Genomic DNA, 23,179 nt, shown 5'->3' on the forward strand with positions numbered 1-23,179 from the left:
GATGAACTTAAAGAGGTAGGAGTATTCACAATCGCCAACTGGATGTAATCGCTGGATATTGCTTTCTTTCTTGTTAGGGTGCAGCCATCGCAGAATTAAATCTGCATTCGTTTTACACAGCGTTTGTCGGAGCTGACTTTTGATCATTCCATTTCATGTGCGGGAAATGCTGCGGCGTATTAAAGCGCGATATGATGCTGAACGCACGCCACAGCAGATGGCCCCAAGCGACGAAGGGTTTTCGCCTTTGCGCTCCTCTCGCAAGGCTGACAGTAAAACGGTTGCGCGATTCTGGGATCATCTAAAGTCCAGGTCAAGCGACGCCGATCAAGCATTGATCGCTGATGCTGCGACAGTTGCAGCTTCTGAAACCTACAGCGCCAATATTGAGAACTTCATTGGAACTGTGAAAGTGCCAGTTGGCATCGTCGGACCATTGCGTATGAACGGCATGAACGCCAAAGGGGATTTTTATGTGCCTCTGGCGACGACTGAGGCCGCGCTTGTTGCCTCTTATGCGCGAGGTGCCTTCGCAACTGGCCGTTCTGGCGGGGTCAGCACGGCCGTCTTGTACGAAGGTGTACTGCGCACGCCCGCCTTTGTGTTCGAAGGTCTTTTGAAAGCCGGTCAGTTCGTCGATTGGGTGGTCAGCAATATCAACGATCTTCGTGCCGCAGCCGAAGCCACGACCCAGCATGGCAAGCTTATCTCGGTCGAGCCGTTCATCGACACCAATATCGTTTTTCTGATTTGCCGCTACACGACGGGGGACGCGGCGGGGCAGAACATGGTAACCATCGCCACAGATGCGTTGTGCCGTTCGATTGTCGACCGTTGCCCGATACCGATGGAAAACTGGTATATCGAAGGGAATTTTTCAGGCGACAAAAAAGCCTCGGCGCTTGGGTTGGTGACAGGGCGTGGCCGCAAGGTCAGCGCGTCGGTCACCCTGCCTGCTGAGGTCGTGGAAAAAACGCTTGGAACGACCGTAGACACCATGCTGGCTTATGGGCGGGTCGCCAATCTTGGCGCGCATCTGTCTGGGCAGCTTGGGGCGCAGGCCCATTATGCCAATGGGCTTGCGGCCTTTTACATCGCCACCGGGCAGGACGCGGCTTGCGTCGCGGAAAGCGCGATGGGTGTGACGCGGATGGAGCCCCGAGGGGATGATCTGTTCTGCTCGGTCACGCTCCCGAACATTCTTGTGGGGTCCGTGGGGGGCGGCACCGGCCTGCCCAGCCAAACTGCGGCGCTGAACATTCTGGGGCTCAAGGGCACGGGCAATGGCACCGCGCTGGCCGAAGTGGCCGCTGCCATTTGCCTGTGCGGCGAGATTTCGATTGTCGCCGCAATCGCTGCGGGCCATTTCACCCGCGCCCACGAGAGCCTGGCCCGCCAAAGATGACCTTGCTGGCGCGATTGTGGATCTATCAGGCTGAACGGTTTCCGTTGAAGAAGACCGTTCCGCTGTTGCTGGTGTTTTCGGCGGCCAGCATCTGTGTCTCGGCCCGGCTTGCGGATCGCTCGTTGCCCGAATGGCCCGGGTTTCTGGTTGGATTTGTGCTGGCAATGGCGCTGTTTTTCCAGATGCGCGTTTGCGACGAATTCAAGGATGCCGAAGACGACCGGCGCTATCGGCCCGAACGCCCCATCCCACGCGGGCTGGTTTCCCCGACCGAGGTTCTGGTGCTGGGCCTGCTCACCCTGCCGGTGGCTGCCGCCGCTGCATGGCTGTGGTTTCCGCCGGTACTGTGGTGCCTTTTGGGGGTTTGGGTCTGGCTTGCGGCGATGACTGCCGAATTCGGCGCGCCCGCTTGGCTAAAGGCGCGGCCGGTGCTGTATCTGGTCAGCCATATGGCCATCACGCCGCTGATCGACCTGTTGCTGACCAGCATCGAATGGCTACCCGCCGGAGGGGCTGCGCCACAGCTTTGGTTGTTTCTGGTGCTGTCCTTCGTCAACGGCTGCGCTCTTGAGATCGGGCGCAAGCTCTGGTCGCCCGAAAACGAAATTGACGGGGTTGATACCTATTCGGGCCTGTGGGGATACCGCCGCGCCGCCATAGTTTGGCTGTGCTGTGTTGGCCTGTCCTTTGTCTTTCTGGTGGGGACGGGGTTTGCGATGGGCGTGGGCTGGTACACGGTCGGGATTGGGGCCCTTGCGCTGGTGCCCTGCGGTCTGGCCGCGCGCAGTTATGTCAAGGCGCCGACCTCTAGTGCGCAGGATAGAATGGACACGATCGCCGGGCTTTGGGTGTTCTTTTGCTATGCCACAGCGGGCTTTTTGCCGTTTCTGATCGGAGCTTTCAGATGAGTTTTATCGTCAGCCAATCCGAAGCCACAGATCCGAGCCAGGTCGGAGGCAAAGCCGCCGCGCTGTCGAACCTAGCCCGCCACGGGTTCAACTCGCCTGCGTTTTTTGTCATCACCGATGCCGCGTTTCGCAAAGGCAAGACAGGGCCGGTCGCAGCACGAGGGTTGAAAGGCGCGCTGGATGTTGCGTTGGGCGTGCTGGGTCCGGGGCCATACGCAGTGCGCAGTTCCGGTCGAGCCGAAGACGGGGCAGACCACAGCCACGCCGGTCAGTTCGATTCGGTTCTGAACGTCAGAAACAGCAACGTGTTGGGGGCGGCGAAACAGGTTTGGCAATCCGGGTTTGAAGAGACAATCGCCATCTACCGCGCCATCAAAACCGGGGGCGCGGCAGAGGCCCCGGCAATCATCGTCCAACGCATGATTGATGCAACGGCGGCTGGTGTCGCGTTCTCGGCTGATCCCGTGAGCGGGCAACGAAACACTGCGGTTGTGTCCGCCGTCAAAGGTTTGGGTAATGCATTGGTGGCAGGTGAAGTTGATAGTGAGGATTGGACCATTGACCAAAACGGACACCCTGAATGCGCGAAGGCGACGCCGCAGGTCCTGACCCCGGATCAGGCGCTTCAAGTTGCAGCGCTTGCGCGTAAAGCAGAAGAAGCTTTTGGCACCCCGCAAGACATTGAATGGGCGTTCGATGCGGGTGGGTTGCACATTCTTCAGGCGCGGCCAATCACAACCGCGTTGCGGCCCGCGGCATTGCCGGATGAAGCGCTTACCATTTTCGACAACTCCAACATCGTCGAAAGCTATCCGGGTATGGTCAGCCCGTTGACCTACTCTTTTACCGTGCATGTCTACGGGCGGGTCTATCGTGCTTTTGTGCGGCTTCTGGGCGTATCAGACAGAGCCGTCGCGCAGAACGCGGCCCTTTTCGACAACTTCCTGGGGCGCATTGATGGGCGGGTCTATTACAATCTGGTCAATTGGTACCGCGCTCTGGCGCTGTTGCCGGGGTTTTCGCTGAATCGCGACTACATGGAAACGATGATGGGTGTGTCCGAACCCATGCCGTCTGAAATCACCGACCAGATCGGGCCTGCGCCCGTCAAAGGCGCGCGTAAGATATGGGAATACGCGAAATTGGCTGGGGTTGCGTGCGGCCTGATATGGCAGGCTATGCGTTTGCCACGCACCCGGCGTAATTTCTACGACAGGCTGTATGATGTTCTGGATCGTAGTCTGGACATCGAAACTGCAAATGCAACCGAACTGGCCGCTGAATATCGTGATATCGAAAGCACCTTGCTGGACCGCTGGGACGCCCCGCTTGTCAACGATTTCCTGTGCATGATCGCATTTGGCGCATCGCGCAACTTGGTGCACAAGTGGCTGGGGGAAGATGGGCTGGTGCTGCATAACGATGTCATGATTGGCCAGGGTGACATCGTCTCGGCCGAACCGGCGCAGCGTATTGCCCGGATGGCGCATATGGTCCGCGAAGAAGGGATCGCGGATCGTGTCAGCGCGGAATGTCGGTTGGAAACCCTAGACCCTTACCCCCGGATCAAGGCCGAGGTTCAGTCCTATCTGGATAAATTCGGCGACCGATGCACCGAAGAACTGAAGCTGGAAAGCATTCCGCTGCGCGAGGACCCCTCCAGCCTGTTGATGGCGGTTGCGGCCAGTTCTGCCCGACCCGAAGGCAAAAGGCATACAGGCAGTGAGCTGGACTGGAAATCCCTGTTCCCCGCCAACCCTGTGAAACGCCACCTGTCCAAATGGATCGTGGGCTGGGCCAAGGCGCGTGTCCGGGATCGAGAGAACCTGCGGTTTGAACGCACCCGGATATTCGGCCATGCCCGGCGTGTTTTCCTGGGGATAGGGCGCGAGCTTGCGGCACGGGGGCTGCTGGCCGAACCCCGTGATGTGTTTCACCTGACAACGCATGAGGTTCTGGGGGCCGTCGAAGGGTTCAGCCTGTCCCCGGACCTCAAAGCCATCGTCGCGCAACGCCAACGCGAAGATCGTGCATCGTCTGAACGCCCGGACCCGCCGGAGCGTATCGAAATCCGGGGGCCCGCAATTGCGCCGATCTGGGTGGATGCCGAAGTACCTGAACGCGATGGGGAGCGCGTGAAAACCGGCACGGGCTGTTCGGCTGGGCAGGTTACCGCAAAGGCCCGCGTGATCCGTGACCCGCGCACCGAGGCGCTGCAACCCGGCGACATCCTTGTGGCGCGGCACACCGACCCGGGCTGGATCGCCGTGTTTTCGAATGCCTCGGCCATCGTTGTTGAACGGGGATCCTTGCTGTCCCATTCCGCCATCGTGGCGCGAGAGTTGGGTATTCCTTGTGTCGTCGGCCTGAAAGGGGCGACGCAGTGGATCAGGGACGGAGAAACGCTTTCGGTTGATGGGGCAAGCGGCAAAGTGGATCGGTGCGATGGGGGAGAGTGAAATCGAGTCCAAGGCAGATTTCGGCCACATCCGATACGCGCAGCTGTGGGAGGACGCGGATGTTCTGACCGCCGCACTGGGCGATTGTGCTGGGGGCACCCTTGTGTCGATTTGTTCGGCCGGGGATAACGCGCTGGCGATGCTGACGCTGGACCCGGCCAAAGTTGTGGTTGTCGATCTATCCCCGGCGCAGATTGCCTGTCTCAAGCTAAGGATAGGCGCGTTTCAGACCCTGACGCAGCCAGAGTTTCTGGAATTGACCGGATCACGCCCCAGCGACAGGCGTGCTGATTTGCTGTCAAAGGCGCTGGGGGGGACCGATCCGGAAACGCGCGCCTTTTGGACCGCGCTTACGCCTGATGTGGTGCGCTACGGGATCGGCGGGGTCGGCAAGTTCGAACGGTATTTCCGCATCTTCCGTACCCGGCTTTTGCCGTTTGTGCATTCCAGAAAAACGATTGACGACGTCTTTGCGCCTCGCCTCCTCGAGGCGCGCGGAGAATTCTTTGATACGCGCTTTGATACCTTCAGGTGGCGGTTGTTGTTGAACCTGTTCTTCTCCCGCTTTGTCATGGGCCGCATGGGGCGCGACAAGGCGTTTTTCGATCACGTAGAAGGCAGCCCGGCTCAGCATGTGGCGCGCCGTATTCGCCATGCAGGCGTTGATACGAACCCGTCGCAAAATCCCTATCTGCACTGGATTTTGAAGGGCACGCACGGCGATGCCTTGCCGATGGCCTGGCGACCTGAGCACCATGACACGATCCGCGACCGTCTGGATCGTCTGGATATCCGCCCAGGATCGCTAGAGGTTTTTGTCTCGACCGGCGAAAAGGCCGATGGGTTCAACCTGTCCGACATTTTCGAATATATGTCGCCTGACATGTTTGACACGGTCTATGGTTCCATCTTGTCAGCCGCGGCGCCCAATGCCCGTCTGGTATATTGGAACATGATGGCCCCCCGCCGTGTGCCAGCCCGCTACCAGAGCAAAGTGGAAACCCTTCAGGCAGTCGAAGATCAGCAGAAAGCCCGAGACATGGCCTTTTTCTACTCGGACTTTGTCGTGGAACAGGTGCGTGCATGAGTATTGCGGCCCAGATCATGCTGGCTGTGATGTCTGTTCTGACCTTGCTGGGGTTGATGGCAGTGGTCCGACGGCTGGCGCAAAAGGTCGGGCTCAGCGGCGAAGTGCAACGCAAACTGATGCACGTTGGAACCGGGCTTTTCACGATGCTATTGCCGTGGATTTTCCCGGATCGTTGGCCGGTCTACATGCTGATCGGGGCGACGATGATCGTCATGCTGATCTTGCGTTTGCCCCGTTTCTCAAAAGGTCTGGGGGCCGCCATTCACAGCGTCGAGCGTACGTCATACGGGGATTTCCTGTTGGCGCTTTCGGTCGGGCTTTGTCTGTTGCTGGCTGGTGAAAATACGCTCTACTACGTGCTTCCGATCGCTGTTCTGACACTGGCCGATGCCGCCGCCGCACTTGCCGGGACCACTTATGGCACCAAGCGGTATGTAGTCGAAGATGGCTACAAAAGTCTGGAAGGGTCGGTGGTATTTTTCGTCGTAACGCTGTTGGTTGCGATCATCGGATTCCTGTTTTTGTCAAAACTGCCGCCGTCCAATATCATGATGCTGTGCCTGATGATCGCCGGTTTCGGCACCTTGGTCGAGGCGCAAAGCTGGCGCGGTTTTGACAATCTGTTCCTACCGCTCGGGTTGTTGATTTTCCTGAAGGTCCACTATCACAGCTCACTGGCGGAACTGGCGATGCTTGCCATCTTGTTCTTTGCCGCGCTGGTCAGTTTCGGCGTGGTGGGAACCCGGCTGGGCCTGAGCAAACATACGACCCGCGTGTATGTTGTTGCGGTTTTTCTGATGCTGGCCGCTGCAAAAATGCAGAATACAGTCCTGCCGATCCTGGTACTGGCCGCACATGGCTGGGCGCGCACCGCTTCTCCGTGTGACAGCAAATATCCTGATCTGGATATCGTGGCCGCCCTGGGGATTTTGGGTTTTGGTTGGCTTGCGGTGGGCAATGCAACGGGCTGGGATGCGATATCCTTTTTTGGCCTTAGTGCAATGGGACTGGCCATGGGGCTGTCGGCTATGGCGTTGCAGGGCATACCTGTCGCGATTCCGCTTGCTGCCGCTGTTCTGTTTCTGGTCCGTATCTGGGCGGTTTCGCTGAACTCGGACCAGTCGAACTGGGCTGAACCTTTGACGGTGTTGTCACTTGTCACACTTGCATTGACTGCGACCGTGCCTTTGGCCTATCCGCGTGTGTTTCAAAAGAAACGAGTTTCGCGGCTCACGCTCTTGTCGCTGCTGCTGCCGTTTACCTATTACATTTGGTCCATTGCCGGGGACATTGGCGCCTGGATCGCTGACGGGGTTATTTCATGACGAAGGAAAGCATTCGAACCGACGGTGCCAAACTGTCCGTATATCTGCAGGGCCCCGAATGGGATGGTGTGCCCGCAGCAACCATCGGCGATTTCTCATGCAAGACGCCCAAGACCGGTTTGGAAGCTCTGCATCAGGCCGTCGAACGGGTCCGCAGCACGGGGATAGACCGGATTATCGGTCCGATGTCCGGGGATACCTGGCACAGCTACCGGTTTGTGTCGGAAAGCGACGGTTCGGCCCCATTTTTGATGGAGCCGACGAACAAGCCAGATGACCCCGAGGTGTTTAAGGCGGCGGGCTTTGCTCCCATCAGCCGCTATTTTTCAGCGCGCGTTCCCTTGGCGCAAACGGCGAGGTCGTCCTTGACCGCATCCGATGCGTTCACGGTCGAACCTTGGGACGGGACCAATCCCGAAGGTTTGTTCCAGCAGGTCTATCACCTGTCGGTCGAGGCGTTCGCGCGCAATGCGTTCTACAAACCCATTTCCGAGCGCGATTTCCTGGCGATGTACATGCCCGTTGTTCCGATGCTGAAGCGCGAGTTGATTTTTTTTGCCCGCCGCCCGGACGGGTCATTGGCGGGTTTCTTGTTTGGCATCCCGAACTATGCAGAAGGTCCGAAATCCAAAGCCGCGATCCTGAAAACCTATGCCAGCCTGGAGCGGGGTGCGGGACGCCACTTGGCCAGTCATTTCCATAAATCCGCCTTGGAACTGGGCTTTGATACGGCGATCCACGCGTTGATCCACGATGACAATCAATCCGCTGATCGCAGTGGTGTCGAAGGGGCATATGTGTTCCGGCGGTACGCCTTGTTTGGGCTGCGTCTGGATGCCTAACCTGCTGGACCATTTTGCCGATGCGGTCGCGCGGCACCCGGACCAGATCTCAATTGTAGAAGGCACCGGTCACCAGATCACATTCCGCGCCTTGCATGGACGCGCGAAGCAATTGGCCAGCAAATGGGAGCGCAAGGGTCTTCGCCATGGCGACCGTGTTCTGCTGGCAATGCCCGTCAATGCGGATCTCTATGCCAGCCTCGCAGCCTTGTGGTCGTTGGGGGTAACGGTCGTTCTGCCTGAGCCTGCGATGGGTCTTGCGGGGTTGCGTCACGCGGCAAGAACAACCCGGCCCAAGGCGTTCTGCGCATCGGGTTACTTTGCGCTGCTCAGATTTGTTGTGCCAGAGCTTTTGGGGCTGCCTTTATTACGACCGGGCCAAGGGCAGGGCGAGCCGAGTATTGTGGATGTTCAAGACAACGATGTGGCGCTTATTTCCTTTACATCCGGAACCACCAGTCAGGCCAAGGCCATCCCACGCAGCCACGCATTCCTGATGGCTCAGCACGACGCCATCGCGCCGCTTTTGGACAGCGATGCGGCCGAGCGGGATCTGGTCGCATTTCCGGTCTTCACTCTGATCAACCTGGCGGCCGGACGCACGACGATTCTGCCAAACTGGAAGATGACCAAGCTGGACCGTCTATCGCAAGAGCAACTCGCGGGCTGGATATCGAAACAACAGGTCACGCGGCTTTTGATCCCGCCGTCCCTGTGCGAAAAGCTTGCACAGTGCAAAGATACCGGCCAGTTGCACACCGTTTTCACTGGCGGCGGCCCTGTCTTTCCCGACCTGACCCGACGGCTGCTCGAACAGTCCGGCCTGGATGTGGTCTGCGTTTATGGCTCCACCGAAGCGGAACCGATTGCGCATCTTGATGCGCGCGACATCTCGGACGTTGATTATCGCGATATGGCAGCGGGCAGGGGGCTTTTGGTCGGACGCCCGGTTTCGCACATCAATCTCCGAATTCGGGACGACGAAGTTCAGGTGGCAGGAGATCATGTAAATGATGGCTATCTTGATCCCGCACACTCCAAAGAAAACAAAATCAAAGACGGTACCACGATCTGGCATCGAACAGGCGATGCCGGCCGGTTGGATGAGCAGGGCCGTTTGTGGTTGTGGGGTAGGCTGAGGAGCGATGTGACAACCCCGACTGGCCGCATCTTTCCGTTCGCGATCGAGATAGCTGCCCGGCAATGGCCGAACGTGACTAACAGCGCCCTAATGAGCCTCAACGGAAAGCCAACTCTATGTATTGAAGGTGACAAGGATCAGTTGTCAAACTGGAATAGCCTGGCGCAGGAATTCGGCGTTACCAAAGTGACCCACGTGAAAAGAATCCCAATGGACAAACGCCACAGATCCAAAGTTGACCGAGCAAAACTCACTCACCTCTTGGATAATTGATCTACAGTACCATTCCCTTCAGTGTTCGCACGGGAAACCGCGATCGAGCACGGTTTTGTATTTGCCCGCTGGCTAAGCAGTAGAAAAGTCCAGCAACTTGTGAAGAGCAACTGCCAGCATAGCTGCACGCCACATGAATGACCATTTCTCCCGCTGCAAGCTGGCAATCTAAGCTGCGAGAAAATCCAAGGGCAGTTTGGGCTCGTCAAAGTTTTTTGCGCCGCGTGGATGAGAGGCTGATCGTTCTGGGTCAAAAATGCTTGATGTTTGGGTCAGAATTGAATGACGCGGTTCTTTCATTTGTTGAGATTTTGACAGCCGATTGAGTCAAATACCAGTGACGTTCAACATTAAATCCAACATCAGGTAAAATACGTAAAATTGGGATTTTAGGTTTCTCTGCCCCACATTTTGACCAACATATGGTGTATGTCCGAAGTCTTTTCTTTTTTGTTTCTGGACTCGAACTACCCGCGCGCTGTTCTGCCAGAGTCGGGTTCTTAAACACCAAATCGGAAAGGAAATGAGATGACTATTGACTCACCGATACAACTCTGTGACGAGATGCTGGGCTTGGCCATGGAAACCGCGGCTTTGGCTGTAGCGCTGGACAACGCACTTTTCTTCGACAATGGAGGACTACAAGACCTGCATCCCCAATCGCGAAAGGCTTTCGATGGTATCTCCAAAGCACTGTGTCGATCCACTGATATGCTTGTTAATCAGATCTAAGCGCTCGAACATTCAGTTGACTGGCCGAATGCAACAAAGGACAGTCCCAAGCTGGTCAACGGCTAGGACGATCGTTCAAGTTTGCGAGCAGCGTTGAGAACACAAATGGCCCCTCGTGTTTAGCAGCCCGGGGGGGCATTCATTTGAGGGGGCGGGGGAAAATCCGCGGAATCAGTTGCAGTGTCCACTCCCGCACTCACGGGTCTCTCAAAGATTTTCCAAATTTCAGTCAATCAATCGAATATCTGATTGGAGGCAAACCCATATCTGATTGGAGCAATTGCATATCATTTTGATGCTGTACATCGGCCATTCGAATAGGTGATTGGAGACTTCCAAGCCAAGTGCGGCGGTGCAGGCCGCGCCGGTACTTTTTGCGCCAGAATGCGTTGTTCCAATGAATCGGGCGGGAAGCTGCCTTTCGCCGCGACTGCAAAGCAGTTGTTTTGAAATGGAGCCAAAGTCCGTTGGCTTGTGTGCTTCTCCGCCATCAAATGCGATAGAAGCGTTTTGATGTGCTAAGGAACACGTCTTCTTGGATTGAGCTCGGAATGAGTTCCTGGTGCCGGGAAATAACCTCCTTGTAAGTCGAAGTGAGGCTATCGACCGGGAAATTCGATCCGAACATGCAGCGATCGGCGCCAAATTGGGACAAGCAGTTTGAAACGATAGGCGCGACACTTTCGGTGCTCCAGTTGTGATCGAACATTCCGAGGCCGGAGAGTTTGCAATAGACCTGCGGCAGGCTTGACAATGCGGTCAACTCTTCTGCCCACCTTCGCAAGCCTTGCGGAGTCCGGTCATGTGGCGAGCCTGCGTGGCACAGAGCAATCTGGGTTTCCGGAGCTTGCGCAAGAATATCTGCAGCTTGATCCATTAGTTCAGGCAGCAATTGAAGATCAAAGGAAAGGCCGCGTGTACCCAGTTGTTTCAGACCAGCCAAGAACATTCGGTCTTTAAGCAGTGAGTTCGTGCCGGTTGAGGCATCTTCACCTGGGGCACGGCCAATAATCTGACGAACGCCGCGCACCGAAGGCAGGGTTTGAAGACGATCGAGGTGTTCTTCAAGATCATTAGAGGTCAGATCGCAGAAAGCCACTTGCACCAACGGCCAGTCAGGGAACTGATCCGCCACGGATTGCACCCATTGAGCTTCGGCCCAGGGGTCAGCAGCACCGACCTGAATGTGTACCGAAGCGGCGAAGCCCATGGCCTCGGCATCTGCGCGAAATTCCGGCAGCAAGTAGTCCCGCTGGATGGAAGTCGGGTCGCCAAAAAATCGAACGATGCCTTTTTCCATGAGCCAGGGATAGTTCGCTGCAGAGAGATCCCATAGGTGGTGATGCGCATCTATCTTCATGGTGTTTCGATCCCTGTGGTGCGTGCCAGAATATCAATTTCTTGCCTATTCCAGAAGTGGAGCAAGTCGATGAAGACCCAGTTTTCGGCCAGTTTGTCACCAGCGCGGCGATAGATGTCGATCACCCTAAACTCGCTGGGTTTATCAGTGGCAGGCATACCCATAAACCCTCCCGACGGAGTTGCCGTGAAGTTGGGCCAGCCGAAGAAGCCGCCATAATGCCCTTCGGCCAGTCGGCAGACATGCTCGGTCTTTGATCGATCTTTGAACGCCGCACGGAAGGGTCCAGAATGTTGCTTGGCATAGCGTTCTATCGTGTAGGTTGCGCCGATCCCCTCGGGTCCCCACCAGATCATGTCCTGATGCCAGGTTCGGGCTAATTCATCCTCAAGCGACACCCCACTGTCCCATTGGCCAAGATCCGAGATCATCGCATTGATGACCGCCAGCGTCTTCTTGCCTTCTTGAACGGGTTGTTCGTTCAATAGCAGACCGTCATGGGGCATTGGTCCAGGTTGCACTAAATGCGCCGCTGTTTGTGGCGGAAATGGCTTCTGTCTGGCTTGCACCATAAGGTGAGGTATGTCGAAGTACATTGCTGTTTCGACAATCCTGTCACCGGCGACTTTGTGGAACGCGCAATATCGCAAGAATGCCAACTTACCGGTTGGGCGAATACCCAACCACGGACGGTCGAACAGCCCCATCAAATGCCCCATGGACACGACCCAAATGTCAGTCTCGTCACGCAGCGAATTTTGCCCTGCAAACAGGATGTCTACACGGTTCTGCATGTTGGTAAGGCTGTATTTTAGCGGCTGCCAGAATCGCTGGGCAACCTGTTCGGCGCCATTGATTTCGTGGAATGGATGAAAGCCGCGCCACTTCAGTTCTGGGGCGCAGAATTGGCTCATCATCTTGGGGGATTCTTGCTCTGTCGCGGAATCCAGGGCTGTGTGAAACGCGGAGACCAGTTTTTTTTCTGTCTGAAAGTTCACGGTGTTTACCATTGTATTCAGGGTTTTACGAGAGGCGTGAGGCCAGAGTGAGTCGGATACCAACAGCATCTATGCATACGTATGCAAAAAAGTCTTGCCTGATTTGATATGCGGATTACAGTTTTGCAAACGTATGCAAAATGATTCCTTGCAGGGGGCGCCATGGCGGAAATTCAATTGCGGAACGTCGGCAAACGATGGGGCTCATTCGTTGGGGTTCACAATTTCGACCTGACGATTGCGGATCGCGAGTTTCTGGTGCTGCTCGGCCCCTCAGGCTGCGGCAAGACCACCACGATGCGCATGATTGCCGGTCTCGAGGACGTGACCGAGGGTGAAATCCTGGTCGACGGTAATGTAGTTAACGATCTGGAACCCAAGGATCGCGACGTGGCGATGGTTTTCCAGAGCTACGCTCTTTATCCCAACATGAACGTCTATGAAAACATCCGGTTTCCGCTGAAAGTGCGCGGTGTCGATCCCTCGACGCATGACGACAAGGTGCGCCGTGCCAGCGCGATGGTCGAGCTGGACGATTTCCTGCACCGGAAGCCTGCCGAATTGTCGGGTGGTCAGAGGCAACGTGTGGCACTCGCCCGTGCCATCGTGCGCGAGCCGAACGTGTTCCTGATGGATGAGCCGCTATCGAACCTGGATGCCAAGCTTCGGGTTTCGACACGGGCGCAGATTAAGAACCTCAGCCACGAGCTGGCGGTAACCACCATCTATGTCACCCATGACCAGATCGAAGCCATGACGCTGGCCGACCGTGTCGTGGTGATGAAGCAGGGTGTGGTGCAGCAGGTCGGCAGCCCGACCGAAATCTATGACCGTCCAGCGAATACTTTCGTGGCCAGTTTCATTGGTTCACCTGCGATGAATTTGATGGATGGCGAGGTTTCGGGCGGCGTGTTCCGCGCCGAACATGTCGAAATTCCTGTCGATGCACCGGGCGGGCCTATGACTCTGGGCTTCCGAGCAGAGGATGCCAGCCTTGCAACAGGGCAGGGCCAGATCACCGCACCGATCTACACGCTGGAATTGCTGGGCGACGCCACCATGATCTCAGTCCGAGTCGGGGGCGCTCTGGTGTCGGTCAAAGCAGACAAAGCTTTTCGCGCCGAGATTGGCGAGCCGGTCTCGTTCTCGGTGCCGACAGAAATCTGTCACCTCTTTGAAGCCGAAAGCGGTGCGCGGATCGGGGAGCAACAACCCCACGAACAGTCCAAACGGGCTTAACGCCGGTCCGGACGTCGACGACGGACCGATCCTGACAGGGAGAAATGCATGAAACTCAAGACGATCCTTATGGCAGGTGCCATGTCCATCGCCGCAGCTGGCGCGTGGGCTGATTGTGCCTTTGAAAACGAAGTACCGCTGAAATCGTTGTCCGCCGGGTTTGAAGCCTGGAAAGCGGTCACCGATGCGATGGCTGAATGCGGCAATTTCAGCGCCTCGCTTGACCAGGAATTCCGCGAGAAACAACCGGAAGCTTTTGCTGCCGATCCCGCGCTGTATCAAATCGGTGGGGTGTCGAATGCGACACTGGTACCATTGCTAAACGCGGGCACGATCCGCCCACTGGACGATCTGGTCGAAAAGTACGGCCAGGATTTGCTGCCCAACCAGTTGATCAAGGTTGACGGCAAAACCATGGCCATTGCGATGATGGTAAATGCTCAGCATCTGATGTATCGCGACGATGTTCTGGCGAAGCTGGGCATCGAAGAGCCTAAAACGTATGGTGACGTTCTGGCTGCCGCTGGCAAGATCAAAGAAGCCGGAGTGATGGATTATCCGATCGGTGGGACTTTCAAGACCGGTTGGAACCTCGGACAGGAATTCGTCAACATGTATCTCGGCGAGGGTGGGGCGTTCTTTGGCGATGGCAACATGCCCGCAATCAACAATGAGCAGGGCGTTGCGGCGCTTGAGACCCTTAAAGCCATGACCGAGTATATGGATCCAGAATATCTGGTCTCAGACTCGACCTATGTTCAGCAGCAGTTCCAGCAAGGCAAGATCGCCATGGCGAACCTGTGGGCCAGCCGTGCCGCCGCGATGAATGATGAGGCCGAAAGCCAGGTTGTTGGCAAAGTGACTATGGCTGCGGCACCGATGGGCTCGTCTGTTCCTGCGACCACTGTCTGGTGGGACGGTATCGTTCTGGCCGCCAACATGTCGGATGAAGAGGCTGATGCAGCGTTCCGCGTCGCATTGGAGGGCATGGACAGCGACATGGTCAGCGCGAATAACGATGTCGCCGTTTGGCTGAGCCCGGCCTACTCGGCAGGGGCTTTGGCCGCCGGTGCTGCGGCGTCCGCACAAGCGGGTGCCAAGGCGTATCCGGCCTCTGGTCCGATGGGCATCATGCACACCTCGCTTGGTAACGGTCTGGCCGACTATCTGACCGGTGCAAAGGATGCGCAAACCACGCTGGCCGATATCGAGGCGGATTACATCACCGCCGCGAAAGAAGCCGGTCTGATCAGCAACTGATCCTTCCTGCGGGAGGGCTACGGCCCTCCCGACCATTTCCCTCGAGAACCATGAGAAAGGCAGAGCCATGAATTTCCGGACATTTGCCGCCTTTGTCGGCCCCTCTGTCTTTATGATGCTTCTCTTCATCGCATTCCCGCTGGTCAGCGTGTTCAAGCAAAGCTTTTACGTCACCCAGCCGATCTATGAGACGGTCGAAAAGGAAACTTGTACTCCGGGATTTCTGACGCAGACCTGCGTGACCGAGCAGGTTTCGCAACCGAAGCTGGATGAACATGGCGAGATCATTACCCAAACCGAATATGTCGGGTTGCAAAGCTATCGCAATGTACTGGAGCCGGAACGGGCGTGGCGCGCCATCAGCGATGGCAATTGGCAGGTGCTTTCGACGATCAACTTCTGGAAGGCGCTACGGTTCACGCTGACCTTCACGCTGATCACGCTGCCACTGGTGGTCGGGTGCGGGCTTGGGATAGCAATCCTGATCAACAACGCCGCGCGATCAATCCGCGGGCCGGTGATCTTCGTCTCATTGCTGCCGTTCATCATCACACCTGTGATCGGTGTGCTGTCGATCAACTGGCTGTTCCGGGGCGACGGTATCCTCACTGCAATGATGGAATGGTGGCTGAACCGCGACATCGCTTTGTTTGCGCAGGCCTGGACCATCGAAATTCTGATGATGCTTTATCGCGTCTGGCACGTGGCCCCATTCGCGGCGATCATCTTCTACGCCGGGCTGCAAACGGTCAATCAGGACAGCCTGGAAAGCGCAGTGATTGACGGGGCGACGCGTTGGCAGCGATTGAAGTACATCGTCATTCCGCACCTGATGCCCCTGATCATCTTTGTGGCGATGATCCACCTGATGGACAGCTATCGCGTCTTCGAAGAAATCGTCGGTTTCTCGAGCCAGGGTTATGTCATCTCGCTGCAATGGCTGACCTTCGATTACCTGACGCCGGATCAGGCGGGCAACAGGTCGATCAGCCGGGCCTCGGCCAACTCGATGCTGACCATGATTGGTGTCGTCATCCTTCTTATCCTGCCTCTGCGCCGCACCTGGCGCGATCACAAAGGAGGTCACTGACATGTCCTCGCGTGCGCTTCGCCAACCTTTCAGCCTGCGACTGACCTCGAACATCTTTCTGGCGCTTTGGTGCCTGATCGCGGCGTTCCCGATTTTCTGGATCGTGGTGATGAGTTTCAAGTCACCGGTTGATGCCTTCGACAGCAATGCGTTGAACGTGATCTTTGGTCCGGCCACGCTGGGCGGTGGCAAGGGACTTTCGCTGCTGGATATCATCTTTGGCATCGCGGTGATCTGGGCCACGATTGTGATCTCAACAAAAATCCTGCCGTCGATGGTGAAATCTTACTCGAAACCCGGGCAGGAATGTTTCGGGTGGGTCATTGGGGTGCTGGCTGTCCTGGTCGGATTTCTGCTGGTCTTCTTTGTTATTCTGCCTGCCATTCTGAGCGTGCTGAACCCGTGGTTTGGGCCGTTGGGTCGGGACGTGCTGGGCTTGACCACCGAACATTACAAGACGGTCTGGATCGACCGGGGCTTTTCGAACAACTTCAAAAACTCGCTGATTGTCACGATTGGCGTGGTAACAGTTTCGCTGACAGTGGGTACGCTGGCGGGCTATGGTCTGGCGCGATCAGGATCGACACTGGCCTTCTGGATTTTGATCGTCGCATTGGTTTTCCGCGCTTTGCCGCACTCGGTCCTGGTGGCGGGCTATCTGCCGGTCTTCATCAACTCGGCCGAATGGCTGGCCCCTATTCTGGGTGAAAACGCGCCGACGCTCTACGGCAAACCCTTCGCGGTGATTGCTGTGCTCGTGGCCATCAACCAGCCCTTCACCATCTGGATGCTGCGGTCGTTCTTTCTGAACATCCCGGCCGAACTGGACGAGGCCGCCCGCGTCGACGGGTGCAGCCACTTCCAGGCCTTCCGCCGTGTGATCATGCCGGTGATGTGGCCGGGTGTAATCACCACAGGGCTGTTCAGCTTCCTGCTGGCCTATAACGACTTTCTGGTCACAGCGCTGCTGCTTGACGCGCAGAACCAGACCATGGTTCCCGCCATCGTCGGCATGTTCAATCGCGAGACGACCACAACCGATCAGGTGGTCGCCGTGGCCGCCGCCGTTTCGATCACCGCTCCGCTGATCTTCCTTGTGCTGATCTTCCAGCGCCAGATCGTCAGCGGCCTGACAGCCGGAGCGGTCAAAGGCTGATGAGCAACAATGCCCGACATAACGCCATGTCTCGCCATCCGGCGTTGAACAGGATGCCAAGGGACTTTCTGAGCATTGGGACGCGTTTCCCCAATCTCTTCCCTGGACAAACTGAAAGGACATGAAAAATGAAAGGATCCCGCCCGGAACAAGCGGTTCTGACCCGTGACACGGATCTCAGCAAGACCGAAGACACGCGCCGTGTGATCGAAACCATGGTGGATGGACTGAACGACCACCGCATCGACGATATTGGTGAATTCTTCGCTGGCGGTTTTCGCTGGATGGGCAATCAGGGCTGCGGGACAAAGACCGGCCTGAAAGAGTTTCAGGACAACTGGCAGCGCCCGTTTCAGGCCGCGTTTTCGGACAAGACCTGCATAGACGAGGCACGTCTTTACATGGGCGAATGGGCAGCCGCTTTTGGCCGTCAGGAAGCGACCCATTCGGGTGAGTTTCTGGGCATCGCCCCCACCGGCAAACGCGTCGAGATCCGGTACATGGACTTCTGGAAAGTCGTGGACGGCAAGATCGTCGACAACTGGGTGAATGTCGATTTTGCCCATGTTGCGGCTCAGCTGGGCGTGGACATTTTCGACGGCGAAGGCTGGGAAGCATTTGACCGGGGGGAAAAGACCCCGCCCCGGCCCGAGAACTGAGGATTTAAGAATGGCAATCGAGTATCTAAAACGCGGCAAATCTGACGCTGACCGGGCCGAGGATGACGCCAAAACCCGTGCTGTTGTCGAAGCGACCTTGAAAGATATCGAACTGCGTGGCGACACGGCTGTGCGTGAATTGAGCGAGAAATTCGACAATTATTCTCCGGCGTCATTCCGGCTGTCTCAGGACGAGATTGACGGCCTGATTGGTCAGCTGACCGACCGGGAACTGGCTGACATCAAATTCGCGCAGGCACAGGTGCGCAATTTTGCGCAAGCCCAGCGCGATTCAATGTTGGACATTGAGGTGGAAACTCTGCCGGGTGTCATTCTGGGGCACAAGAACATCCCGGTGCAGTCGGTCGGCTGTTATGTTCCGGGCGGCAAGTTCCCGATGGTGGCCTCGGCGCATATGTCGGTGGCGACCGCCTCGGTCGCGGGTGTGCCACGGATCATTGCCTGCACGCCTCCGTTCAATGGCAAGCCGAATCCGGCGGTGATCGCTGCGATGCATCTGGGCGGCGCGCATGAGATCTATGTCATGGGTGGCATTCAGGCCATTGGCGCGATGGCGTTGGGCACCGAAACGATCGACCCTGTGCATATGCTGGTCGGCCCGGGCAATGCCTTTGTGGCCGAAGCCAAGCGTCAGTTGTTCGGACGTGTCGGCATTGATCTGTTCGCAGGTCCCACCGAAACCATGGTCATCGCGGATGAGACCGCAGCAGATGCCGAACTGTGCGCAACCGATCTTCTTGGGCAGGCCGAGCATGGCTATAACAGCCCCTGTGTGTTGTTGACCAACTCCCGCAAGCTTGCCGAAGAGACACTGACCGAGGTGGACCGTCTGTTGGGTATCCTGCCAACCGCAGGTACTGCGAAGGTGTCGTGGGACGAGTATGGCGAGGTGATCGTCTGCGACACCTATGATGAGATGTTACAAGTCGCCGATGACATTGCCTCGGAACATGTGCAGGTGATGACAGATCGCGACGACTGGTTCCTTGAGAACATGACTTGCTATGGCGCGCTGTTCCTTGGGCCACGCACCAATGTTTCGAACGGGGACAAAGTGATTGGTACCAACCACACGTTGCCAACCAAGAAGGCAGGTCGTTATACCGGTGGACTTTGGGTCGGTAAGTATCTGAAAACTCACAGCTATCAGAAAGTTCTGACCGATGAGGCGGCGACGCTGATCGGTGAATACGGCTCGCGCCTGTGTATGCTGGAAGGTTTTGTGGGCCATGCTGAGCAATGCAATATCCGTGTACGGCGTTATGGCGGTATCAATGTGCCCTATGGAGAACCCGCCCCATACCGGGACGCTGCTGAATGAGCGACAAGCACACCCAACACAAAGCCCTGATTGCTCCGCTCAGAGCTGCAATGTACGACTTTTCCGAGGCAGATGTTCGCAAAACATTGGCAGAGGTAACTTCGCCAAACGCTAAGTTTCACCTGTGCCATCCCTTCGGCGACAGCGCTGGCAGTGATGCCTTCTACGATGTCGCCTACAAGGACCTGCTGGGCGCCTGGCCCGATCTGGAACGGCGCGACTATATTGTCATGGCCGGGCCAGATGAATTCAGCGCCGATTGGGTGGGTTGCGGAGGCTACTATACTGGCACATTCATCGGCCCATGGCTGGATATTCCGCCAACCGGTCATCAGGTTACCATGCGGTTCCATGAGTTTTACCGTTTCGAAAATGGAAAAATCGCTGAGATGCAAGCGCTTTGGGATATCCCCGAGGTGATGATGCAGGCGGGTGCCTGGCCCATGGCGCCCAGCCTTGGTCACGAATGGCATGTGCCGGGGCCGGCAAAACAGGACGGGATCGTGCCCGGCCCGTATGATGAGGCCAAAGGCAAAGAGACCTGTCAGCACATCATCGACATGCTGGAGTATCTCAAGAAACATCCGTCCCAAGGCGGCCCCGAAGTGATGGAGATGGAGCGGTTCTGGCATCCGCGCATGAACTGGTACGGGCCTTCCGGCATCGGCACCGGTCGCGGTTATGCAGGCTTCAGAAACTGGCACCAGATCCCGTTCCTGAACGGGATGCCGGACCGGGGGCAGTATGTGGACGACATCACCTATCATTTCTTTGGTGATGGCGAATATGCCGCCGTGACCGGTTGGCCCAACATGATTCAGACTGTTACGCACGATGGCTGGATGGGCATCGCACCCTCGGGTAAGAAAATCACGATGCGTAGCCTCGATTTCTGGCGGCTGGAAAACGGGCGCATCCGTGAAAACTGGGTTTTGGTCGATTTGCTGGATGCCTATCGCCAGCTTGGCGTTGACGTCTTTGCCCGTCTGCGGGAATTCAATAAGGCCCGCAATATGGGCCGCATTGAAATACCGGATGGAATGAACTGATGACCGACCTGCCGCGCACCCCTTCGTTTTCCCTGAGCGGAAAAACCGCCCTCGTTACCGGCGCCTCGTCAGGCATCGGGCAGGGCTGTGCGGTGGCTTTGGCCGAGGCAGGCGCGCATGTCGTCTGCGCGGCCAGAGGTGAGGACCGGTTGAATGACACCGTTGCTGCTCTGCAGGGGCAGGGCTGGTCAGCCGAGGCCCTTGTGCTGGATCAAGGTGATCTGGGCGCGTTAGAGCAGGTTTTCTTGACTCGCAGCTTTGATGTCGTGGTGAATTCGGCCGGAGTCGCCCGGCACAGTGCAGCTATTGAGACAACGCCGGAGGATTTCGATGTTGTCACCAGCGTCAATCTGCGGTCTGCCTATTTCCTTTCGGCCTACGCTGCCCGTGCTTTGATCACGGCTGGTAACCCCGGCTCTATCATCCACATTTCCAGCCAGATGGGGCATGTCGGAGGGGTGGATCGGGCCCTTTATTGTGCGACCAAACACGGGTTGGAAGGCATGGTCAAATCAATGGCCATCGAATGGGGCAAAGAGGGCATCCGGATCAATACGGTCTGCCCGACTTTCATTCGAACGCCTCTGACTCAATCCACCTTTGATAACCCCGAACGCGCCGCTTGGATCATGGATAAGATCAAGCTGGGCCGTGTAGGAGAGGTCGAGGATATCATGGGCGCAGTCCGCTACCTCGCCTCGGACGCCTCGGCGCTGGTAACCGGCACTTCGATGTTGATTGACGGAGGTTGGACGGCAGACTGATGGCTGAGAAAGTAACATCACTTCAGGTCGCCCGGCTTGCAGGGGTCAGCCAGTCCGCGGTGAGCCGCGTCTTCACGCCCGGTGCCTCGGTCAGCAAAAAGACCGAAGAGAAAGTGCGAAAGGCCGCCGCTGAACTGGGTTATCGCCCCAATGTGCTGGCGCGTGCGATGGTGTCGGGAAAAAGCCGCATCATCGGTTTGGTGGTCGCTTATCTGGATAACTATTTCTACCCCGAAGCTCTTGAAAAATTGTCGAACGAGTTGCAGGAGCAGGGCTATCACGTCCTGATCTTCATGGCCTCCAGAACAGCTGGAAACATTGACACTGTGATGGAGGAAATCCTCGATTATCAGGTTGATGGCGTTATTCTTGCCTCGGTTGCCATGTCGTCCGATATCGCAACGCGGTGCCAGCAGGCAGGTGTACCTGTTGTGCTGTTCAACCGCAGTCAGGATATCGACGGGATCACCTCGGTCACATCGGATAACTACGCGGGCGGTCGCAAGGTGGCCGAGTTCTTTATTGCAGCCGGTCACAGCCGGATCGCTTACATAGCCGGGTGGCAGGGTGCTTCAACCCAGCGAGACCGCGAGGCTGGCTTCCGGGCCGCACTCAGCGACGCGGGCAAGGAACTGTACGCTCACGATATCGGAGAGTTTCACACCGAGAACGCGCGCTTGGCTGCACGCCGTATGTTCGATGTCGAGTCGCAGAAACGGCCGGACGCGGTATTTGTCGCAAATGATCACATGGCGCTTGCTGTGATGGACGTCATCCGGTTCGAACTGGGAATGCGCGTACCCGAAGACGTTTCCGTTGTTGGATACGACGACGTCCCACAGGCTGCGTGGCTTGCCTATAACCTCACCACCATTCGTCAGCGGGCCAACCTGATGGTCGCGGAAACCGTTGACGCTTTGTTGGACCATATTGAAAACCCGACAGCTGCTGCGGCACGCAAGGTCGCAATTGATGGGCCGCTGATCGTGCGCACCTCGGCACGGCTGCCCAAAGGCTGGACCCCGCAAAGGATAAATACATGAAAGGCTTTGATCCCAAGTTCCGGGATTTTCCCGATTATATCATCGGTATCACCAAAGAAATTTGGGAGGACCGGGGTATCGCGACACTGCACGACTATTACAGCCCGGACATCGTCGTGCGCTCACCCGGCTCGGTGGTTCTGGGCAATCAGAACGTGATCGGCGCGACAATGGCGACTTTGGCCGAGTTTCCGGATCGGCAATTGCTGGGCGAGGATGTAATCTGGTCCGGATCACCCGAAGAAGGAATGCTGAGCTCTCATCGTATTCTGTCAACGGCAACACATCTGGCCGAAGGCGTTTACGGCAAGCCTACCGGAACAAAATTGCGTTATCGGATATTGGCCGATTGCCACGCAATTAATAATCAGATTAACGACGAATGGCTGATCCGCGATCAGGGCGCCATCGTTCGCCAGATGGGATGGGATCCAAAGGATTATGCTGCCGATCTGATTGCCCGCGAGGGTGGCCCAGAACCCTGTGTCAAACCCCTAACCCCCGAAATCGATCAGCCTGGGCCATACAAGGCCCGTGGAAACGACAACGAATGGGGCCAACGCTACGCCGACATTCTGACCCGGATCATGAATGCCGATATGGGTGCAATCGAGGTAGAATATGACCGCGCGGTTCAATCGGAATATGTGGGCGGTGTGACTGGTCATGGCTGGGATGCGGTCGACCGTTTCTGGATGGGTCTGCGGGCGAGCTTCCCGAATGCTGAATTCAAGATCGAGCATCAGATCGGGCGCGACGACCCCGATATGCCACCCCGCGCTGCGATCCGCTGGAGACTTTGGGGCAAACATGACGGCTGGGGCGTGTTTGGCGCACCGACAGGTGCACAGGTGTATGTCCTAGGCATCAGCCACGCCGAGTTTGGCGCCCTGATTGGCGGCCAACCGCAGTTGCGTCGCGAATATACACTGTTCGATGAAACCTCGGTCTGGAAGCAGATCCTGTTGCAGAGCGGTGAGGTTTGAGTGGTGCGCCCGGTCGCATATCGCATCCTTGTGGATGGCCTGCGTGAGACCGGGGCTC

Annotated in this window: 20 protein-coding genes; 18 read left to right on the forward strand and 2 right to left on the reverse strand. The window is 57.0% G+C overall.

Going from position 1 to position 23,179, the window contains the following annotated elements; all coding sequences use genetic code 11:
* The first annotated feature begins 139 nt into the window (after positions 1 to 139).
* The 8 genes from ACR0IU_RS11260 (at position 140) to ACR0IU_RS11295 (ending at position 10,175) form a co-directional block, all read left to right on the forward strand.
* Complete coding sequence (locus ACR0IU_RS11260) at positions 140 to 1,405, forward strand: hydroxymethylglutaryl-CoA reductase (protein ID WP_480716310.1); 1,266 nt, start codon at positions 140 to 142, stop codon at positions 1,403 to 1,405.
* Positions 1,402 to 2,313, forward strand: a complete 912-nt coding sequence (locus tag ACR0IU_RS11265) for a UbiA family prenyltransferase (RefSeq protein ID WP_480716311.1) — start codon at positions 1,402 to 1,404, stop codon at positions 2,311 to 2,313. Before ACR0IU_RS11260 ends, ACR0IU_RS11265 begins: the two co-directional genes overlap by 4 nt.
* Positions 2,310 to 4,772 carry a PEP/pyruvate-binding domain-containing protein gene (locus ACR0IU_RS11270; RefSeq protein WP_480716312.1) on the forward strand — a complete coding sequence of 821 codons (2,463 nt, stop codon included), beginning with the start codon at positions 2,310 to 2,312 and terminating at the stop codon, positions 4,770 to 4,772. Before ACR0IU_RS11265 ends, ACR0IU_RS11270 begins: the two co-directional genes overlap by 4 nt.
* Positions 4,759 to 5,859 (forward strand): BtaA family protein, encoded by a 1,101-nt coding sequence (locus tag ACR0IU_RS11275; RefSeq protein ID WP_480716313.1) that lies wholly within the window; start codon positions 4,759 to 4,761, stop codon positions 5,857 to 5,859. Before ACR0IU_RS11270 ends, ACR0IU_RS11275 begins: the two co-directional genes overlap by 14 nt.
* A complete protein-coding gene (locus ACR0IU_RS11280) occupies positions 5,856 to 7,187 on the forward strand; it encodes a hypothetical protein (RefSeq protein WP_480716314.1) in 1,332 nt (443 codons plus the stop codon). The genes ACR0IU_RS11275 and ACR0IU_RS11280 overlap by 4 nt, the downstream gene beginning before the upstream one ends.
* Positions 7,184 to 8,029, forward strand: a complete 846-nt coding sequence (locus tag ACR0IU_RS11285) for a hypothetical protein (protein WP_480716315.1) — start codon at positions 7,184 to 7,186, stop codon at positions 8,027 to 8,029. Before ACR0IU_RS11280 ends, ACR0IU_RS11285 begins: the two co-directional genes overlap by 4 nt.
* A complete protein-coding gene (locus ACR0IU_RS11290) occupies positions 7,941 to 9,443 on the forward strand; it encodes an AMP-binding protein (protein WP_480716316.1) in 1,503 nt (500 codons plus the stop codon). Before ACR0IU_RS11285 ends, ACR0IU_RS11290 begins: the two co-directional genes overlap by 89 nt.
* A gap of 528 nt (positions 9,444 to 9,971) precedes the next feature.
* Positions 9,972 to 10,175: a hypothetical protein gene (locus ACR0IU_RS11295; protein WP_480716317.1), complete on the forward strand. Its 204-nt coding sequence runs from the start codon at positions 9,972 to 9,974 to the stop codon at positions 10,173 to 10,175.
* A 490-nt stretch (positions 10,176 to 10,665) separates the two neighbouring features.
* On the opposite strand, the gene ACR0IU_RS11300 is transcribed toward ACR0IU_RS11295, so the two are convergent.
* Entirely contained in the window at positions 10,666 to 11,535 is an 870-nt protein-coding gene (locus ACR0IU_RS11300; protein WP_480716318.1) for an amidohydrolase family protein, read from the reverse strand.
* Positions 11,532 to 12,545, reverse strand: a complete 1,014-nt coding sequence (locus tag ACR0IU_RS11305; RefSeq protein WP_480716349.1) for a nuclear transport factor 2 family protein — start codon at positions 12,543 to 12,545, stop codon at positions 11,532 to 11,534. Before ACR0IU_RS11305 ends, ACR0IU_RS11300 begins: the two co-directional genes overlap by 4 nt.
* A gap of 150 nt (positions 12,546 to 12,695) precedes the next feature.
* Between ACR0IU_RS11305 and ACR0IU_RS11310 the strand changes: the two genes are divergently transcribed.
* From ACR0IU_RS11310 to ACR0IU_RS11355, 10 genes are all read left to right on the forward strand, one after another.
* Positions 12,696 to 13,772, forward strand: coding sequence for an ABC transporter ATP-binding protein (locus ACR0IU_RS11310; RefSeq protein WP_480716319.1), 1,077 nt, complete (start codon positions 12,696 to 12,698; stop codon positions 13,770 to 13,772).
* Between the two features lie 48 nt (positions 13,773 to 13,820).
* Positions 13,821 to 15,032, forward strand: coding sequence for an ABC transporter substrate-binding protein (locus ACR0IU_RS11315; RefSeq protein WP_480716320.1), 1,212 nt, complete (start codon positions 13,821 to 13,823; stop codon positions 15,030 to 15,032).
* 67 nt (positions 15,033 to 15,099) lie between these two features.
* On the forward strand, positions 15,100 to 16,122 hold the full coding sequence (locus tag ACR0IU_RS11320; RefSeq protein ID WP_480571573.1) for a carbohydrate ABC transporter permease: 1,023 nt from the start codon (positions 15,100 to 15,102) through the stop codon (positions 16,120 to 16,122).
* Between the two features lies 1 nt (position 16,123).
* Positions 16,124 to 17,278 (forward strand): carbohydrate ABC transporter permease, encoded by a 1,155-nt coding sequence (locus tag ACR0IU_RS11325; RefSeq protein ID WP_480716321.1) that lies wholly within the window; start codon positions 16,124 to 16,126, stop codon positions 17,276 to 17,278.
* A 128-nt stretch (positions 17,279 to 17,406) separates the two neighbouring features.
* Positions 17,407 to 17,937: an ester cyclase gene (locus ACR0IU_RS11330; RefSeq protein ID WP_480716322.1), complete on the forward strand. Its 531-nt coding sequence runs from the start codon at positions 17,407 to 17,409 to the stop codon at positions 17,935 to 17,937.
* 10 nt (positions 17,938 to 17,947) lie between these two features.
* Entirely contained in the window at positions 17,948 to 19,279 is a 1,332-nt protein-coding gene (hisD, locus tag ACR0IU_RS11335; protein WP_480716323.1) for a histidinol dehydrogenase, read from the forward strand.
* The gene (locus ACR0IU_RS11340; RefSeq protein ID WP_480716324.1) at positions 19,276 to 20,328 is read left to right on the forward strand and encodes an ester cyclase; all 1,053 of its coding nucleotides are present in this window, start codon (positions 19,276 to 19,278) and stop codon (positions 20,326 to 20,328) included. The genes hisD and ACR0IU_RS11340 overlap by 4 nt, the downstream gene beginning before the upstream one ends.
* The gene (locus ACR0IU_RS11345) at positions 20,328 to 21,092 is read left to right on the forward strand and encodes an SDR family NAD(P)-dependent oxidoreductase (protein ID WP_480716325.1); all 765 of its coding nucleotides are present in this window, start codon (positions 20,328 to 20,330) and stop codon (positions 21,090 to 21,092) included. The genes ACR0IU_RS11340 and ACR0IU_RS11345 overlap by 1 nt, the downstream gene beginning before the upstream one ends.
* On the forward strand, positions 21,092 to 22,135 hold the full coding sequence (locus ACR0IU_RS11350) for a LacI family DNA-binding transcriptional regulator (RefSeq protein ID WP_480716326.1): 1,044 nt from the start codon (positions 21,092 to 21,094) through the stop codon (positions 22,133 to 22,135). Before ACR0IU_RS11345 ends, ACR0IU_RS11350 begins: the two co-directional genes overlap by 1 nt.
* Entirely contained in the window at positions 22,132 to 23,121 is a 990-nt protein-coding gene (locus ACR0IU_RS11355) for a nuclear transport factor 2 family protein (RefSeq protein WP_480716327.1), read from the forward strand. The genes ACR0IU_RS11350 and ACR0IU_RS11355 overlap by 4 nt, the downstream gene beginning before the upstream one ends.
* Positions 23,122 to 23,179 lie beyond the last annotated feature (58 nt).

It is taken from the genome of Ruegeria sp. CL5, assembly GCF_056536485.1.

What these genes read in the sequence shown, in the direction of transcription:
- ACR0IU_RS11325 (WP_480716321.1), top strand. Translation starts at nt 16,124, where the DNA reads ATGTCCTCGCGTGCGCTTCGCCAACCTTTCAGCCTGCGACTGACCTCG.
- ACR0IU_RS11280 (WP_480716314.1), top strand. Translation starts at nt 5,856, where the DNA reads ATGAGTATTGCGGCCCAGATCATGCTGGCTGTGATGTCTGTTCTGACC.
- ACR0IU_RS11305 (WP_480716349.1), bottom strand. Translation starts at nt 12,545, where the DNA reads ATGGTAAACACCGTGAACTTTCAGACAGAAAAAAAACTGGTCTCCGCG.
- ACR0IU_RS11300 (WP_480716318.1), bottom strand. Translation starts at nt 11,535, where the DNA reads ATGAAGATAGATGCGCATCACCACCTATGGGATCTCTCTGCAGCGAAC.
- hisD (WP_480716323.1), top strand. Translation starts at nt 17,948, where the DNA reads ATGGCAATCGAGTATCTAAAACGCGGCAAATCTGACGCTGACCGGGCC.
- ACR0IU_RS11290 (WP_480716316.1), top strand. Translation starts at nt 7,941, where the DNA reads ATGACAATCAATCCGCTGATCGCAGTGGTGTCGAAGGGGCATATGTGT.
- ACR0IU_RS11270 (WP_480716312.1), top strand. Translation starts at nt 2,310, where the DNA reads ATGAGTTTTATCGTCAGCCAATCCGAAGCCACAGATCCGAGCCAGGTC.
- ACR0IU_RS11285 (WP_480716315.1), top strand. Translation starts at nt 7,184, where the DNA reads ATGACGAAGGAAAGCATTCGAACCGACGGTGCCAAACTGTCCGTATAT.
- ACR0IU_RS11265 (WP_480716311.1), top strand. Translation starts at nt 1,402, where the DNA reads ATGACCTTGCTGGCGCGATTGTGGATCTATCAGGCTGAACGGTTTCCG.
- ACR0IU_RS11320 (WP_480571573.1), top strand. Translation starts at nt 15,100, where the DNA reads ATGAATTTCCGGACATTTGCCGCCTTTGTCGGCCCCTCTGTCTTTATG.
- ACR0IU_RS11330 (WP_480716322.1), top strand. Translation starts at nt 17,407, where the DNA reads ATGAAAGGATCCCGCCCGGAACAAGCGGTTCTGACCCGTGACACGGAT.
- ACR0IU_RS11275 (WP_480716313.1), top strand. Translation starts at nt 4,759, where the DNA reads ATGGGGGAGAGTGAAATCGAGTCCAAGGCAGATTTCGGCCACATCCGA.
- ACR0IU_RS11355 (WP_480716327.1), top strand. Translation starts at nt 22,132, where the DNA reads ATGAAAGGCTTTGATCCCAAGTTCCGGGATTTTCCCGATTATATCATC.
- ACR0IU_RS11310 (WP_480716319.1), top strand. Translation starts at nt 12,696, where the DNA reads ATGGCGGAAATTCAATTGCGGAACGTCGGCAAACGATGGGGCTCATTC.
- ACR0IU_RS11340 (WP_480716324.1), top strand. Translation starts at nt 19,276, where the DNA reads ATGAGCGACAAGCACACCCAACACAAAGCCCTGATTGCTCCGCTCAGA.
- ACR0IU_RS11295 (WP_480716317.1), top strand. Translation starts at nt 9,972, where the DNA reads ATGACTATTGACTCACCGATACAACTCTGTGACGAGATGCTGGGCTTG.
- ACR0IU_RS11350 (WP_480716326.1), top strand. Translation starts at nt 21,092, where the DNA reads ATGGCTGAGAAAGTAACATCACTTCAGGTCGCCCGGCTTGCAGGGGTC.
- ACR0IU_RS11315 (WP_480716320.1), top strand. Translation starts at nt 13,821, where the DNA reads ATGAAACTCAAGACGATCCTTATGGCAGGTGCCATGTCCATCGCCGCA.
- ACR0IU_RS11345 (WP_480716325.1), top strand. Translation starts at nt 20,328, where the DNA reads ATGACCGACCTGCCGCGCACCCCTTCGTTTTCCCTGAGCGGAAAAACC.